The organism is Corynebacterium provencense (genome assembly GCA_900049755.1).
Lineage (GTDB): Bacteria > Actinomycetota > Actinomycetes > Mycobacteriales > Mycobacteriaceae > Corynebacterium > Corynebacterium neomassiliense.
Window position 1 is genome coordinate 455289 of sequence record LT160592.1, and the last position, 15020, is coordinate 470308.

The following is a 15020-nucleotide window of genomic DNA, read 5'->3' on the forward strand; positions in this document are numbered from 1 at the left end:
GGCGGTGCTGCGCTGCTGCGCTGCTGCGCTGTCGCGTCCTTCCCCCGCGATCCCGGGGCTTCCTGCCCCGGCCCCGTGGGATGCTATCCGATTCCGAGCTTGGAGGTGCAGGCGGGCCATGCTCCCCAGCCCTGGGACGCCTGGACCTTCTCAGCCACAGCGATCTGCTGCTCCCGGGTGGCCATGTGCGCTTCGGGGGCGTACGCGGTTCCACCGTAGGCAGCCCAGGTGGACGGGGTGAACTGCAGTCCGCCGGAGAAGCCGTTGCCGGTGTTGGTGGCCCAGTTCCCGCCCGCCTCGCACTGGGCCAGGCTGTCCCAGACTGAACCACCGGCGACGGACGGGGCGGAGGCGGAGGCCGAGGACGCCACGGGCGCGACGCGGGTACCGCGACGGACGACCCGCTCGGAAGCCGGGGTGATCTCCTCACTCCTGAGGACCTCCCGAGCCGTCTCGACACCGTTGAGCTTCTGGATTCTGACGGTGACCCGGGCGGAGCCGACGGTGCCCTCGGAGATGACCTGTTCGGTGCCCTGGTCGAGCTCCGGGTCCTCCTCGACCCTCACGGCAGGTTCGACCGGCTGTTCCTCGGTGACCTCTTCGGAGGTGAACCGGGATACGTCGATGTGCATTCCCTCGGTCACCGGAGTGTCCGCGGACGGGGTGACAACGTCGTCCTTGCCGAGCGGGGTTCCCCTCATCTCGAGAACGTCGGCCACGGTGCGGGCGGCCATGGTGAGGCGGGCGGGAGCCTCCCAGGGATTGCCGTCGTTGAGGGTGAAGCTCTTCGGGGAGGTGATGGTCAGTTCCATGCCGTCGAGCGGAATTCCTGACGCTCCGGCGGTGGTCGCCGTTCCGGAGTAGCCGAGCTCGTTGAGCAGGTCGGAGACTGTGGTGGAGGTTGTCGCGACGGTCTTAGACTGGCCGTCGACGACAAGGGCGACCTGCCGTGCGGAGCGGACGGTGACACGCGAGCCGTCGGAGACGGACTCCCCGAGCCCGGGGGTGATGAGGTCTGCGTCGGAGTACCGGACCTTCTCGGAGTCCAGGATCTCCCGGACGTCACCGGAGACGGTGCTGGCCTTGATGATCCGGCCGTTGACGTCGAGGGTGACATCCTTGTGGTTGGTGGCGACGACGGCACCGCCGACCACGAGGGTGGCGAGCATACCGCCGGTGGCGACGCGCAACGGGACGGAACTGGTGTGGTTGATGCGGTGCAGCGTCGACTTGTTCTTCGGGGACACTCGGTGATCTTCCTCCGTCGGTGATGTTGGACTCAGATCACGATACGGTAACAATCCCGATCCGGCAAAGTTTTCGGACGTGTTTTTCCGATTTCTGAAGCGCAGGTCACACCAGGTCGTACAGTTCCCGGGCGTTGGACGTCACCTGCGCCCCGAGCGCCTCAGGAGTCACATTTCTCACCTCGGCGACACATCTGGCGGTGTAGCCGACGTACGCCGGTTCGTTACGCGCACCCCTGAACGGTTCGGGTGTCATGAACGGTGCATCGGTCTCCACGAGCAGGCGGTCGTCCGGACAGTACGCCGCCACCTCCCGCAGTTCACTGTTTCTCCGGAAGGTCACGTTGCCGCTGAAGCTGAGCCAGCAGCCACGGTCCAGCGCCCGCCGTGCCATGTCCAGCGGAGAGGAGAAGCAGTGCAGCATGACCTTCAGGCCTTCCGGAGCATCGGAGAGCACGTCCATGAGTTCTCTGTCAGCCTCCCGGTTGTGGACCATCAGCGGCCGGCCGCTCTGCACCGCCAGATCCATGTGCCAGCGCAGTGCCTCCACCTGCACGTCCAGAGGTGCGGTGCGCTCCGGTTCATGCCGGATCCAGTACGTGTCCAGTCCCGTCTCCCCCACCGCGACACACCGCGGGTCCGACACCAGCTCCCTCAGCTTCTCCTGCACTCCGTCAGTGAAAAGCTCCCGGGCCCGGGTCGGGTGGATCGCGCAGGCGGCGAAGACCCTGTCATCTGAGTGTGCCGCCTCCAGTGCGAGGACCGATTCCGCCAGGTCGTCGCCGACCGTGCACACCTGCCCGACGCCGACCGCCGACGCCCTGTCCATGAATTCCCTGACCTGCGCCGCCGTCACCGCACCGCAGGACGCCAGGTGCGTGTGCGCGTCAAAGAGCTCGGGAAGCGGCTGAGGAGGGACCGGGGAAGGACGCTTCTTCGACATGCGGCCCAGACTACCGGGGCGGCCTCCCCGTCCCCCGGGTGTGTCCCCCGTGCCCGGGGTCCCGGTCCGCATGCCCGTCGAAGAACTGCAGCTCCAGGTCCACTGTGCGGGCGAAGAACTCTCTGGCACTGCGGGCGTCCTCCGGTGTCCGGTCACCGACACGGTCCATCTCCGAGCGCAGGAAAGCGACCAGTTCATGGAAGTCCGGGTAGTCGTGCAGCCGTACCCATTCCGCGTGGACGGGCCTGGCAGGGTATCCGTCCGGACCGGTCCCGTACGCGCGGTTCTCCGGGCGCGTCGCCCAGTCGAGGTACAGCCATTCGCACACCAGGATCACCGCGATGACGGCCGGGTAGCTGCCTGAGGCCGCGGCGTCCGCGAAGAGCTGCCTGAATCCGGTGGTGGCCTCCGTGTCCGGGACACCGTCACCGTCCGCGGAACCTGCAGAGTGCCCTGCCGAGTTCTCTGCCCAGCTCTCTGCCGAACTCTCTGCCGAGCTCTCTGAGAGCTCCTCGACCGCCTCCCGGAAGTACGTGTCCTCGTCCCCCGCGACCTCCCCGATGAAAAGGGCGAAACGGTGACGGGACGGATAGTTGTCCGCCGTGGCTACTGCCGCGCCGATCAGGGCCATGAACCCGTCAGCGAAACGGTAGTCCTGGACAAGATAGGCGGCCAGGTCCCGGTCCGGCAGTGTTCCGGCGAACAGGGAGGTCACGAACGGATGGGTGACCGCGGTCTCCCAGGTAGTTCGGTTCTCCGCCCTCAGTACGTCGCTGAACCTGGTGCCTCCCCCGACACCGCTGCCCGGCCTGTCCGGTTCCGGTGTGGCGGCCCGCCCGGCCGACGTGTCTTCTGCAGCATGAACTGGTCTGTGATCTGCCATGACAATTCCTCCGCGGGTGTGAACCCGGTCAGGTTCGACGGGTCTCATCTCAGCCCGGGCCTGTCCCGGACACCCCGTGTCACCGGTCGAGGATACCGTCATGCCGGTGGCACCCGGGCCCGGGGCACCCCCGCCGTCCCCTACCCCTTCAGCGTCACCGGTGCGGTCACCGGCGACTACCCCGGTCGGCCCGGTCTACTTGTCGGTGTCCTGCTCAGGGGCCCCTTCAGCGACCTCTTCCGCGGTCTCGTCGGGGCTGATGCGCGCCCACTCCGGGCCTGTGACCCCCAGCTCGGGGTCGAGGCGGGTGAACAGCGGGACCGGCTTCACCAGTGGTGTACCCGGGGTGAGGTCCGTGCGTGCCCAGGTGGCCTGCTGGTCGGTGTAGTCACCCATGATCACCGGGTAGGCGCGTCCTGCCTCGGGCAGTCCGACCCCCACAGGGGTGAGAGGTGAATCGTCGGTGACCTCGACCACCTTCGGCTGCGCCGCCCAGACCCCGGTACCGCCCAGGGTCTCGAAGACCTGCTGTGCGGAGAAGGGGAGGTAGGGGGTGAGCAGTGTATTGGCGTCAGCGATAACCTGAAGGGCCGTGTACAGGACCGTGGCCAGCCGCTCGCGACTGTCGTCATCCTTCGCCAGCTTCCAGGGCTCCTGCGCGGCCAGGTAGCCGTTGGCCCGGCCTACTATGCGCATGGCCTCGGCAATGCCCGCCTTGAACCGCGAATGGGCGATGTTGTCGCCGACCACGTCGAAGGCCGCTGCCGCGTCGTCGAGCAGGTCGCGGTCCGCGTCAGTGAACTCGCCCGGGGTCGGGATCTCCCCGAAGTTCTTCACCGCCATCGACACGGTACGGCTGACCAGGTTGCCCCACTCGTTTGCCAGCTCGGTGTTCACCCTGCGGACGAACTCGTCCCAGGTGAAGTCGGTGTCCATGTTCTCCGGCCCGGCGACGGCGATGAAATAGCGCAGCGCGTCCGGTCCGAACTCCCGGAGGAAGTCACGGACGTAGATCACCACTCCCTTGGAGGAGGAGAACTTCGACCCCGACATGGTCAGGAACTCGGAGGAGACGACTTCGGTGGGGAGGTTGAGCACCCCCAGTTCACCGGGCTCGCCGCCCTTGTCACCCTTGCCCGCATATCCGAGCAGCTCGGCAGGCCAGATCTGGGAGTGGAAGGTGATGTTGTCCTTGCCCATGAAGTAGTAGGACAGGGCCTCGGGATCGCTCCACCACTTCTTCCACGCCTCCGGGTCTCCGGTGCGCCACGCCCACTCGATCGAAGCGGACAGGTAGCCGACGACGGCGTCGAACCACACGTACAACTTCTTGGCACTGTTGTCCTGCCAGCCCTCGATCGGCACCGGCACTCCCCAGTCAATGTCCCGGCTCATCGCCCGGGGACGCATGTCCTTGAGCAGGTTGAGGGAGAACTTCAGGACGTTGGGACGCCAACCTGTCCTCGTCTTCAGCCACTCTTCCAGGGCTCCGGCGAACGCCGGAAGGTCCAGCATGAAGTGCTCGGTCTCCACAAATTCCGGGGTCGCACCGTCGATCTTGGAGCGCGGGTCGATCAGGTCCACCGGGTCAAGCTGGTTACCGCAGTTGTCGCACTGGTCCCCGCGGGCGTCGGGTGCCCCGCAGATCGGACAGGTTCCCTCGATGAAACGGTCGGGAAGGGTCCTGCCGGTGCGGGGGTCGATCGCCCCGGTGGTGGTCTGCCTGACCATGTACCCGTTGTCGTTCAGCCCGCGGAACAGTTCCTGGACGACCGCGTAGTGGTTCCTGGTCGTCGTCCTGGTGAACAGGTCGTAGGACAGGCCCAGTCCGGCGAGATCCTCGACGATGATGCGGTTGTACCGGTCTGCCAGCTCCTGGACCGGCACTCCTTCCTTCTCCGCCTGCACCAGCAGGGGCGTCCCGTGCTCGTCGGTGCCTGAGACCATCAGCACGTCACTGCCACGCATCCGCTGGTAGCGGGCGAACACGTCCGAGGGGACGCCGAAGCCTGCGACGTGTCCGATGTGGCGGGGTCCGTTGGCGTACGGCCAGGCGACGGAGGTGAGGACATGTTTCGACATGCTCCCCAGCATAAGACATCACCTCCGGGCGGCCAGCACCGCCTCATAGAGTTCCCGCCGGGACGCCCCGTGCCCGGCGGCCACCTCCCGGCAGGCATCCTTCAGCCGCATCCCGGACGCCACCTTCTGTTCCACGACCGTCACCAGTGAGGCAGGGTCCACGGGTCCCCGTTCCGGTGCCCCGGAGATCACGACGGTGATCTCCCCCCGCACCCCGGGCCCATGACCGTCGGAGGCGGCGTCGTCGACGGCGGCGACGCGGCCCGCCAGCTCACCGAGGGGGGCGCGGAGGACTTCCTCGTGGGTTTTCGTCAGTTCCCGGCACACGGCCGCCTCCCGGTCCGCCCCGAGGATCTCCACGGCGACATCCAGGGTCTTCCTCAGCCGGTGCGGCGACTCGAAGAACGCCACAGCCCGACGTTCGTCGCGGAGGGTCTCCAGCCACCGGCGGCGGTCACCGTCACGTCGCGGTGCAAATCCGTCGAACGCGAAGTGCCCCACCCCGACGCCCGACAGGGCCAGGGCGGTGGGCACCGCGGACGGGCCGGGCAGACACGTCACCGGTACACCCGCCTCCTGCGCCGCCCGGACCAGCGGAAAACCGGGGTCCGAGACGGCCGGCATTCCCGCGTCGGTGACCACCAGGACCCTCGCTCCTGACGCCGCGGCGGTGACGAGGCCTGCGGCACGGTCGGATTCGTTGTGGTCGAAGTTGGACACCATCCGGCCCGTGATCTCCACACCCAGGGCGTCCGCCAGAGCACGGGTACGCCGGGTGTCCTCCGCTGCGACGATGTCCGCACTGCCCAGTGCGTCGATGAGGCGGACCGAGGCGTCCAGTGCCGTCCCCAGGGGGGTGGCGGCCAGAATCACGCCCCCGTGGGGACAGGGCCGGTCGACGGCGGCACGCAGCCCCAGGGACCCCGCAGGTGAGGACGCCGTGATCCCGGCGGACGCGGCAGGTCCGGTGGGCGCAGGGCTCTCAGAGTGCTCAGAAGGTTCGGTCGGCTCGGCGGGCACGGCAGGGTCCATAACTGCCGACTCTATCCTGCCCACTCGTGCTCTCCCCTGCCCTGCCCAGTCCTGCCCTGCCCAGTCCTGCCCACCCAGTCCTGCCCTGCCCAGTCCTGCCCTGTCGCGTCCTGTCCTTCTGACCCTGCCCTTCCCTGACGCGATACTATGACGCCCTGTGAAGCAATCTGCCACCGTAGCCCACCGGCCGGGCACCGGAACGACCCGGCGGGCCTCCCCTTTCCGGGGCGCCGCCCTCCGGGCCGTCACCCGCTGGAACATCATCCTGTGCGTCCTGGCCCTGCTCGGAGCAGTCACGCGACTGACGGAGCTGGGCTACCCCACAGATGACGGCACACCCGTCTTCGACGAGAAGCACTACGTCCCGCAGGCATGGCAGATTCTGCGGGGCGCCGACAATCCCGTCGTCGGAGGTATCGAGGACAACCCGGCCTATGGACTGGTCGTCCACCCCCCGCTGGCCAAGCAGCTCGAGGCACTGGGCATGGCGGTCTTCGGAGACACCGCATTCGGATGGCGCGTCGTCGCCGCTCTGCTGGGCATCGGAGTGATCCTGCTCACGGCGTCCACAGCGCGGCGTATCGCCCGCTCCACGGGTCACGGGGACTGGGTCGGACTGTCGGCGGGGCTGATCGCCCTGTGCGACGGCATCCTGTTCGTCACCGGGCGGTCTGCGATGCTCGACCAGTTCCAGACCTTCTTCGTCATTCTCGCCGCCTATCTGCTGGTCCGGGACCACGAACAGATGGAGGGCCTGTTCCGACGGGTCTTCACCGAAGGCCGCGTCTCCGACAGTCCCCTGGGCCCACGCGCCGGGTACCGGTGGTGGCGTTTCGCTGCAGGGGTCTCACTGGGGTGCGCGCTGGCCGTGAAGTGGTCCGGCCTGTACTACATGGCATTCTTCGGCCTCGCCGTTGTCGGGGTCGACTGGTGGAGACGCCGCCGTTTCGGGGTGCAGCGTCCACTGGCGGGTGTGTTCGCCCTGGACTGTGTACCGGCCTTCGCCTCCCTTGTCCTGCTGCCCGCAGTGGTCTACGTGCTGGACTGGCGTGCCTGGTTCGCCTCCGAGACCGGTGTCTTCCGCCACGAGGCGGAGTCCGGTAATGAGCGCATCGCGTCCTGGGGCCTCGGATGGCTGCCCGACTCCTGGCTGAACTTCATCTACTACCACGTGTCCGTGCTGGACTTCCACGAGGAACTCACCAACTCCAACGGTCACCACCACCCGTGGGAGTCGAAACCCTGGGACTGGTTGGCCAGTACCCGCGGGCTCCTGTACTTCAGTGAGACAGACACCGGCGGGATGAAACATGTCGTGCTGCTGACCGGCACCCCGGCGGTGTGGTTCCTCGCTGTACCGGTGATGCTGTGGGGACTGTGGTCCCTCCTGCGCCGCCGTGACATGCGGTGGCTGGTTCCGGTGGTGGGATATCTGGCGGGCTTCCTGCCCTGGCTGGTCAACACCGACCGGCAGATGTACCTGTTCTACGCGACAAACCTCGCCCCTTTCCTCATCATCGGGCTGGCTCTGGCACTGGGGCAGCTCGCCGGCCGGTCACTGGTGAAGGACCGGGACGCTGCACCGCAGGCGGGGATGGTGGCGGGGATCCGTCATCTCTTCCTCACCAGGACCGGGCTGATGGTCGGGGTGGTCTACCTCGTCATCGTGGTGTGGATGTTCCTGTTCTTCCTCCCGGTGTTCTCCGGGCTGCCGCTCACCGAGACCCAGTGGCGGTGGAGGATGTGGCTGCCGGGCTGGACCTGACAGGCCCCGTCAGTCACTGTCAGCCACCGTCAGTCACCGTCAGCCACCGTCAGTCACCGTCAGCCACCGTCAGTCACCGTCAGCCACTGTCCCCGGGGCGCCAGGTGGAGTTGCGTTCGGCGTCCCGGGGACTGTACGCCACCGGTCTGGCCCCCAGCGCCCGCAGTGAGTCGCGGAGCGGCGAGACCGCGTGGTGCCTGGCCAGCCACACCCCTCCGACCGCAGCGCAGGACGCCAGGTGCAGCAGCAGCCCGACGACGGTCGACGGCTCAAGGTAGCCGAGCACCAGGTCGCGGGTGGAGAACCCCGCCCCGAACCCCCAGAGTGCGAGGAACACGGGCAACAGACCCGGGGCCGCGCGAGGTCTCCAGGCGCCCCAGATGAGCCCGGCGGCCAGCGCGAGACGCACTGTCGCGGCATCCACCGACAGTCTCGCGAGCTCCGGGTCACCCGAGTTCGCGACCTCTCCTCCTGCACCGTCCCCTGGTGCTGTGAATTCCGGCGCGTCCGGAACTCCCGTGGCCTGCACGAGCAGGATCACGGACCAGGTGATGTACGCCAGTGCCAGAACCACCATCGCGACCCTGCAGAGCACCAACGGCAGGGACCGGCTGCGCAGCTGGTGCGACAGACCCGGAGACTGCTCGGCCAGGTCCGCCATCTGGCGGGCCAGTGCCGCGGCGTCACCGGGGCCGGTGGAATCTGCCGTGGCGGGGTCCACGGCCACGCTCAACCGCAGACGCCGGTTCAGCTCGGCGGCTTCGGCGAACCATTCCCGGCATTCCTGGCAGGCGTCAAGGTGTGCGTCCACGGCGTCCGGGTCGGTGCCCGCCGGTTCCGGTTCCCCGTCCAGCCGGGCCGACAGTGCGGCCCGCGCCTCATCGTGTTCCACGGGGCGTCCCTCAGGCGAACCGTGACAGGGCCCGGTCCAGGCTGGCCCTGCCCGAACCGAACACCACGAGGGTCACGCACGCCGCGCAGAGGACGAGGACCAGCTCGCTGCCTCCCTCGGAGACGAAGAGACCTTTGTCGAGGTGGACGAAGTAGAATGCGGCGACCATGTCGAGAGCCAGCACGCCGGCCGCAGCCGGGGTGAGCAGGCCGAGGACGAGCATGATTCCCCCGAGTATCTCGACGACCGACACGACCCACGCTGACAGGGTGGGCTGCGGTATGTGGAGTCCCTCCCACTGCGCGGCGGTGGCGTCGATTCCTGTGCCGAAGGCCTTGTCCCAGCCGTGTGCGACGAATATGACACCGACCACCAGCCGCAGCAGGAACAGGGCGGCGTCTCGGAGAGCGGGGTTGTTCATGATGGTGTCAGACTACCCGACGCCTCCCCGTCAGCGGCGGCCGACAGACCGGAGCGCAGGACTGTGGTGCCGTGAGCGGGCGAGCGCACGACCGGATGCACGCTCCTAGACGACACGCACGGACAACAACCCGTCTGTCCCGGCACCTGCAGTCCTGATCACGGCACTGTCAGCTCCGTCCCTGCCGTCCCATTCGGACGTGTCGGCGAAAGTCACGTCGGCGTACCCGAGCTCGGCCAGCTCCGGGTCACTGTCGTCAGTCTCGATGATGACGGCGCCCGGACGCCTCAGACGGTCCGGCACCCCGAGCTCCGGGTCCTCCGCGTTGCGCACGCCCAACCGGGCACGGCGCATACGGGCGAGCCGGCGACGTTCGAGGGAGCGTTCCGCGACGGTCTGTCTGCGCAGCGAGTACAGGTACACGCCGGTCAAGGTGACCGTCGCGACAACCACCGTCCACAGGGCACCACTGACCACCACAGCGCCGACGAGGGCAAGGAGGGTGACCACGGCCAGTCCGACGAGCACCGCCCTGCGCCGTCGTCCCCGCTGTTCCGCGAGTTCGCGGGAGGCGACAGGGTCGTAGATTCCCCTGCCACGGCGGGACGCCACGAAGTCGAGGTCGTCCTCCGTGAGTTCCTCGGCACCGAGTTCGTCATCCGGTCCGCCGTACAGTTCTTCGTCGGAGACGTCGCCTAAACCGTGGACTCGACCGGTGTCCGCGGCCCCGGAGTCACCGCCGACCCCGGTGCGATCCCGGTGGTCCCCGTCGCTGCCGACGGGCAGGGGATCGTCGTCCGTACCCACGGAGACGTCGATGTCGCCGCCGCGGATGTAGGCGACGTCGATGCTGCTGAACCTCGCGCCACTGCCGGCGGATGCTGCGGCCCGGTCCGTCACCTCCGGGACTTCCACGGTGTAGTCGGCACCTTCGACGTCACCGTCGACGACAGCGGCACCGTCGGTGTCCCGGACGTCAGCGCCGTCCGGTTCCGCGACAACGACGGTCTCGTCGGGGGCAGCCCCGTCGACTTCAGTCCCGGCCGTGACATTGTCGCCGGCAACGGCGTCCTCACCCTCACCCCGGAACGAGACTTCACGGTCCTCCGCGACTGTGGTGTCCGGCACAGAGCCCGCGCGTACCGGGGCGAACTCCCCGGTGTCGTGATCGTCCAGGGAACGGTAGGTGACGACGTCACCGTCGATGACTGCGGGTACCGCCTCATCGCGGGTGTCGTCGATGACGACCTGCTCAGGTTCAGCCTCGACCAGCTCCACCGTGGCATCCTGGTCGGAGTGGTACAGGCTCTCCGCCGGCAACGGCCGTCGCCGTGGACGGGTGATCCCCGTGCCCCCCTCGTGCACCACCCTCGTCTCTGACAACGCCTTCGAAGTTCGCCGCACAGGGGTCTGACGACGGACGAACAGCGTGGTGACGATGAGGAGCCACACCACGCCGATCAGGATCACGGAACTGAGGGAGCTGGACACGGGGGACGTATTCCTCTCACCGGGGGCACTGGGACAGCATGCTGCACCGGATCTGACCCGGCGCGGCAACGCGGTGCCACTGAGCGTACGTGCATCTTCGACGCACCGTGTCAGGCGCGCCGGAAGATCTGCCGATCAGTGTGACTGACGGTGCCGGAGAGGCGGCCGGGGAAGGCGGCGGGCAGGCTGCCACCACCGGGCGCGCACCACCGGGCCCGCACCACCGGACACTGTCACGGTGCAGGCAGGACTCCGGCTCTCTGGAGTCCCGCCAGAACGCCCCCGGCAGTCTCCTCGACCGTCTGCGCGACGAGGATGTGGTCACGCCACTGCCCGTTGATGTGAAGGTTGCGCCGGAGACGCCCCTCCTCCCGGTAGCCGGTGCGCGCGAGGACGGCACGCGAGGCAGCGTTGTCCTCCATGACCGTGGCCTCCACCCGGTGCATACCGACATGCCTCATGGCGTGGTCGGTGCCCAGTGCCACGGCCGCTGTCGCCACACCCCTGCCGGAGTAGCCCGAATAGACCCAGTACCCGATCCAGCAGCTGCACACCACACCGTGCTGGACGTTACCGAGGGTCAACTGTCCGGCGAACTCCCCGTCGACGTCGACAGCGAACGGCAGGACCGTGCCCTGGCGGGCCATCTTCAGCAGCCCCCGTACGGTGGCCCGCCAGGCCTGGTCCGTGTGGGAGTCCCGCCACTGGCCGGGCACCGTCGGTTCCACCGGACGCAGCAGCCTCTCGTCTGCGACCCGGTACCGTGACCAGAGTTCCCCGTCCCTGCGGTGCAGAGGGCGCAGCTGAACAGCCCCCGCAGCCGTCGCCGCCCGGGGAGTGCGGGCCGGCCAACCGGGATGACGGTCAATCATCGCCGGTCACGCACGGTTGGAAAGAAACATGACGTCAACCACTTCACCGGGTTCAACGTAGCTTCGGTCACCCGGAAGAACAACCAGACAGTTCGCCTGCCCGTGACTGCCCAGCAGATGTGTCGGCTCTCCACCGCCCCCGGCACCGAGCGGATCGACGAGGAACTCCCGTGTCCCCCGGTCCCGCATCAGCTGTCCCCGCAGGTAACCGGTGCGTCCCGGCGCCGACTCGATCGCAGCCACTGTTCTGGCGGTCACCTTGCGCCGGAAGACCTCCCGACGACCGCGGAGAATCTGGATCAGAGGCCGGACCAGAACCTCGAAGGAGACCAGAGCAGCACTGGGGTTCCCCGGCAACAGGAAAGTCGGTATACGGTCCGCACCCAGGGTCCCGAAGCCCTGCACCGAACCGGGGTGCATCGCGACCCGGGAGATCTCCAGGTCCCCCAGCTCGCCGAGGACATCCCGCAGCCGGTCGCTGGCGGCTCCCCCCACACCACCGGCGATGACCACGATCTCAGACCGGATGAGCTGGCCCTCGACAGTGTCCCGCAACCTCCGCGGTTCACCGCTGAGAATCCCGACCCGGTTGACGTCAGCCCCCGCCTCACGGCCGGCGGCCGCCAGGGCATAGGAGTTCACGTCATAGATCTGGCCGAGACCCGGATCACGGTCGATGTCAACAAGTTCAGGACCGAAGGACAGGACGGAAACCCGGGGGCGGGGGTACACCAGCACCTTCGCACGACCGATCCCGGCGAGCAGTCCCACCTGGGCGGCACCGATCACCGCCCCCTCCTCCACGACAACGTCACCGGGCTGGACATCGGACCCTGCCCGGTGGACGAACTGGCCGGGCCTCAGAGGCTCGAGAGGGCTGATCCTGCGCCCCACGGTCTCCGCCCAGTCCAGGGGAAGCACAGCATCCGCAAGTGTCGGCAGCGGGGCACCCGTCTGCACCCGTACCGCCTGCCTCGGCTGCAGCCTCACCGGACGGTGGGACCCTGCGGTCACCTCACCGACGACAGGCAGGGCCACCGGCACGGGCTGCCCGGCGTCCCCGCCCTCCGCTTCCCCGGCGGCCGAACCTCCTGCACCGGGAACTGAGTCGCCACCGGCACGGGAGTGACGGACGTCAACCGCGCGCACCGCGTAACCGTCGACGGCCGCCTGGTTGAAACCGGGCAGACTCGTCTCCGACTCGACGCGTTCGGCACAACGGAGACCCAGAGCCTCGGACACCGCCGTACGAACCGGTTCCGGGGTCACCGCGGCGGCTGTCACCGCAGCCAACTGCTCCTCAACGGTCTTCACTGTCCTCAAACTTTCTCCGGGAGCCACCGACGGAAACTCCCTGGGGAAGCCTCCGGCCGGGTCATCCGCGGCCGTCACCGACTGTCAGCGGACGTCGGGGTCCGCCTGTGAACCCATCCTAGAGAGAAGCCCCGTCAGTCCGTGACGCCGGCATAGGACACGGCGTCCTCCGACAGTCGCGAGGTCAGCCACTCCTGCAGGGACGGTCCGTACGCCGGGTCGTTGAGTGCGAAGTCCACACACGCCCTGATGAACCCACCCGGGTTGCCGAGGTCGTGGCGGCCGCCCCGGTGGATGTAGACGTGCACCGGATGCCCCTCCCCGATGAGCAGGGCGATGGCGTCAGTGATCTGGATCTCTCCGCCCTTACCGGGCTCGGTGCGCCTCAGGGCGTCGAAGATCGAGCGGTCCAGCAGGTAACGGCCGGTGGCGACAATGTTCGACGGTGCGTCGGCAACGTCCGGCTTCTCGACCATTCCGGTGACCCTGCGGACAGTGGGGTCCCCGTCCCCGGCGTCCGCGATCTCGAACACGCCGTAGTTGGAGACGTCCTCCTCAGGCACCTCGAACCCGCACAGGACCGTGCCCCCGTAACGTCGCCTGATCCGGGCCATCTCGTTCATCACACCGAACGGGAGGACAAGGTCGTCGGGCAGCATCACGGCGAAGCAGTCCTCGTCATCGTCGAGGGTGCTCTCGGCACATGCGATGGCGTGGCCCAGGCCCAGAGGACGTTCCTGGTTCACCGACACCGCGTTGATCATCCCGTTGACCGCCCTGACCTTCTCCAGCTGGTCGGTCTTCCCCCTGGCCTCCAGCGTCTCCTCGAGGAGCTCGTCCCTGTCGAAGAACGCCATCACACCCTGTTTGCGGGGGGCGGTGACCACCGCCAGACGGGTGGCTCCGGCCTGCGCGGCTTCACGGGCGATCAGTTCGATCCCGGGGGTGTCGACCACCGGGAGCAGCTCCTTGGGGACGGTCTTGGTCGCGGGGAGGAACCTGGTACCCAGGCCGGCCGCCGGAACGACGACGGTCCTCAGGGCCACGGCCGGGGCTTCCCCGACCGGAGCGGACGCCGTCGGAGCTTGGAGAGTTTCATCAGCAGTCATGTGTCTGAAGAGTACCGGTCCGGACGATCACGGGTGTGACCGATACTGTCTGAACCCCCTGTTTCCAGGTTTCTCCCACCGTCATGCTTCGTTTTCAACAGGTGGGACACCCCCGTCCGGGGTTCATCCGCGCGTCGCCCCCACCGGTGGGGGCGACGTCCGCATTCGCCGGGGACAGGCCGGCAGAGGCCACCGACGATCCCTGACCGTCTATGGTCGGAGACATGGAGAACACCGCCGAGGTCGCCGCAGCCAAGTCGGCCCTGCGGACCCGTGTACGCCGGCTCCGGAACCTCCGCGTCCGTTCCGGGGGGCACCCGGGGGAGCCGGTCCCTCGAAGGGTCCGCGATGACGCCATCGTCTCGCACCTCATTGAAGAGCTTGACCGTCGGGATCCGGCGCGTACCGGCGCCGTGGGCGCGTACTCCCCCCTCCCCGGCGAGCCCGGGGGATCAGACCTTCCGGAACAGCTGGCCCGTACCGGGCGGGAAGTGTGGCTTCCTGTCGTCGACGCACCCGGAGAAGAGCTGAGGTGGGCCCGCTGGCGGGGGGACGCCGCCAGCCGTACCGGCGCGTACGGTATCCGGGAGCCTGCCCCGGGCAACGACGACGCCGCCGGCCCCGCAGGAGGCTGGGCAGCTGACATCTCCGCAGCTGCCGATGTCACTGCCCGGTCACTGCTCCCCGGACTGGTATGCCTACTCATTCCCTGTCTTGCGGTCGGACCGGACGGGGTCCGCCTTGGTCAGGGTGGAGGATTCTATGACCGTTCTCTTGTTTCAATCCCACCGGACGGCTCAGAACATGGCAAACTGTTGGCCTGCGTGGACCATGAGGAGTTCGGGATCCCCGTCCCAGGGACGGACCTCGACGTCACAGTCCCCGCGGTGGTCACCGACACGGGCGTGTTCCCCACCGGTCGACCGGCCGACCACCGGCACCCCTGATTTCCACCGATCCGAGGAGGAT

General features: G+C 68.1%; 13 protein-coding genes and 1 riboswitch. Of the genes, 2 read left to right on the top strand and 11 right to left on the bottom strand.

Annotation, left to right across the window (positions count from 1 at the left end; all coding sequences use genetic code 11):
* Positions 1-83: 83 nt before the first annotated feature.
* The 5 genes from BN3906_RS02060 to rsmI form a co-directional block, all read right to left on the bottom strand.
* Complete coding sequence (locus BN3906_RS02060; RefSeq protein WP_066583504.1) at positions 84-1247, bottom strand: resuscitation-promoting factor; 1164 nt, start codon at positions 1245-1247, stop codon at positions 84-86.
* Between the two features lie 106 nt (positions 1248-1353).
* Positions 1354-2190 carry a TatD family hydrolase gene (locus tag BN3906_RS02065; protein ID WP_066585825.1) on the bottom strand — a complete coding sequence of 279 codons (837 nt, stop codon included), beginning with the start codon at positions 2188-2190 and terminating at the stop codon, positions 1354-1356.
* Positions 2191-2200: 10 nt separating this feature from the next.
* Entirely contained in the window at positions 2201-3073 is an 873-nt protein-coding gene (locus tag BN3906_RS02070) for a TenA family protein (RefSeq protein ID WP_078057040.1), read from the bottom strand.
* Positions 3061-3160: riboswitch (TPP riboswitch) on the bottom strand. (Overlaps the previous gene by 13 nt.)
* Positions 3161-3268: 108 nt before the next feature.
* The gene (gene metG / locus BN3906_RS02075; protein WP_066585831.1) at positions 3269-5155 is read right to left on the bottom strand and encodes a methionine--tRNA ligase; all 1887 of its coding nucleotides are present in this window, start codon (positions 5153-5155) and stop codon (positions 3269-3271) included.
* Positions 5156-5173: 18 nt separating this feature from the next.
* A complete protein-coding gene (rsmI, locus tag BN3906_RS02080; RefSeq protein WP_078057041.1) occupies positions 5174-6187 on the bottom strand; it encodes a 16S rRNA (cytidine(1402)-2'-O)-methyltransferase in 1014 nt (337 codons plus the stop codon).
* Positions 6188-6344: 157 nt separating this feature from the next.
* On the opposite strand from rsmI, the gene BN3906_RS02085 reads away from it, so the two are divergent.
* Complete coding sequence (locus tag BN3906_RS02085; protein WP_078057042.1) at positions 6345-7952, top strand: dolichyl-phosphate-mannose--protein mannosyltransferase; 1608 nt, start codon at positions 6345-6347, stop codon at positions 7950-7952.
* A 79-nt stretch (positions 7953-8031) separates the two neighbouring features.
* Here the strand turns inward: BN3906_RS02085 and BN3906_RS02090 are convergent, their stop codons facing one another.
* The 6 genes from BN3906_RS02090 to BN3906_RS02115 form a co-directional block, all read right to left on the bottom strand.
* On the bottom strand, positions 8032-8844 hold the full coding sequence (locus BN3906_RS02090) for a zf-HC2 domain-containing protein (RefSeq protein WP_066583508.1): 813 nt from the start codon (positions 8842-8844) through the stop codon (positions 8032-8034).
* 10 nt (positions 8845-8854) lie between these two features.
* Positions 8855-9265, bottom strand: coding sequence for a DoxX family protein (locus BN3906_RS02095; RefSeq protein WP_066583511.1), 411 nt, complete (start codon positions 9263-9265; stop codon positions 8855-8857).
* 105 nt (positions 9266-9370) lie between these two features.
* Entirely contained in the window at positions 9371-10756 is a 1386-nt protein-coding gene (gene sepX, locus BN3906_RS02100; protein WP_066583514.1) for a divisome protein SepX/GlpR, read from the bottom strand.
* 233 nt (positions 10757-10989) lie between these two features.
* Positions 10990-11628 carry a GNAT family N-acetyltransferase gene (locus BN3906_RS02105; protein ID WP_066583517.1) on the bottom strand — a complete coding sequence of 213 codons (639 nt, stop codon included), beginning with the start codon at positions 11626-11628 and terminating at the stop codon, positions 10990-10992.
* Between the two features lie 6 nt (positions 11629-11634).
* Complete coding sequence (glp, locus tag BN3906_RS02110; protein WP_066583519.1) at positions 11635-12942, bottom strand: molybdotransferase-like divisome protein Glp; 1308 nt, start codon at positions 12940-12942, stop codon at positions 11635-11637.
* Between the two features lie 134 nt (positions 12943-13076).
* Complete coding sequence (locus BN3906_RS02115) at positions 13077-14051, bottom strand: UTP--glucose-1-phosphate uridylyltransferase (RefSeq protein WP_066583521.1); 975 nt, start codon at positions 14049-14051, stop codon at positions 13077-13079.
* 224 nt (positions 14052-14275) lie between these two features.
* Here BN3906_RS02115 and BN3906_RS02120 point away from each other — a divergent pair, with 224 nt between their 5' ends.
* Positions 14276-14998: a 5-formyltetrahydrofolate cyclo-ligase gene (locus BN3906_RS02120; protein WP_066585842.1), complete on the top strand. Its 723-nt coding sequence runs from the start codon at positions 14276-14278 to the stop codon at positions 14996-14998.
* Positions 14999-15020: the final 22 nt, after the last annotated feature.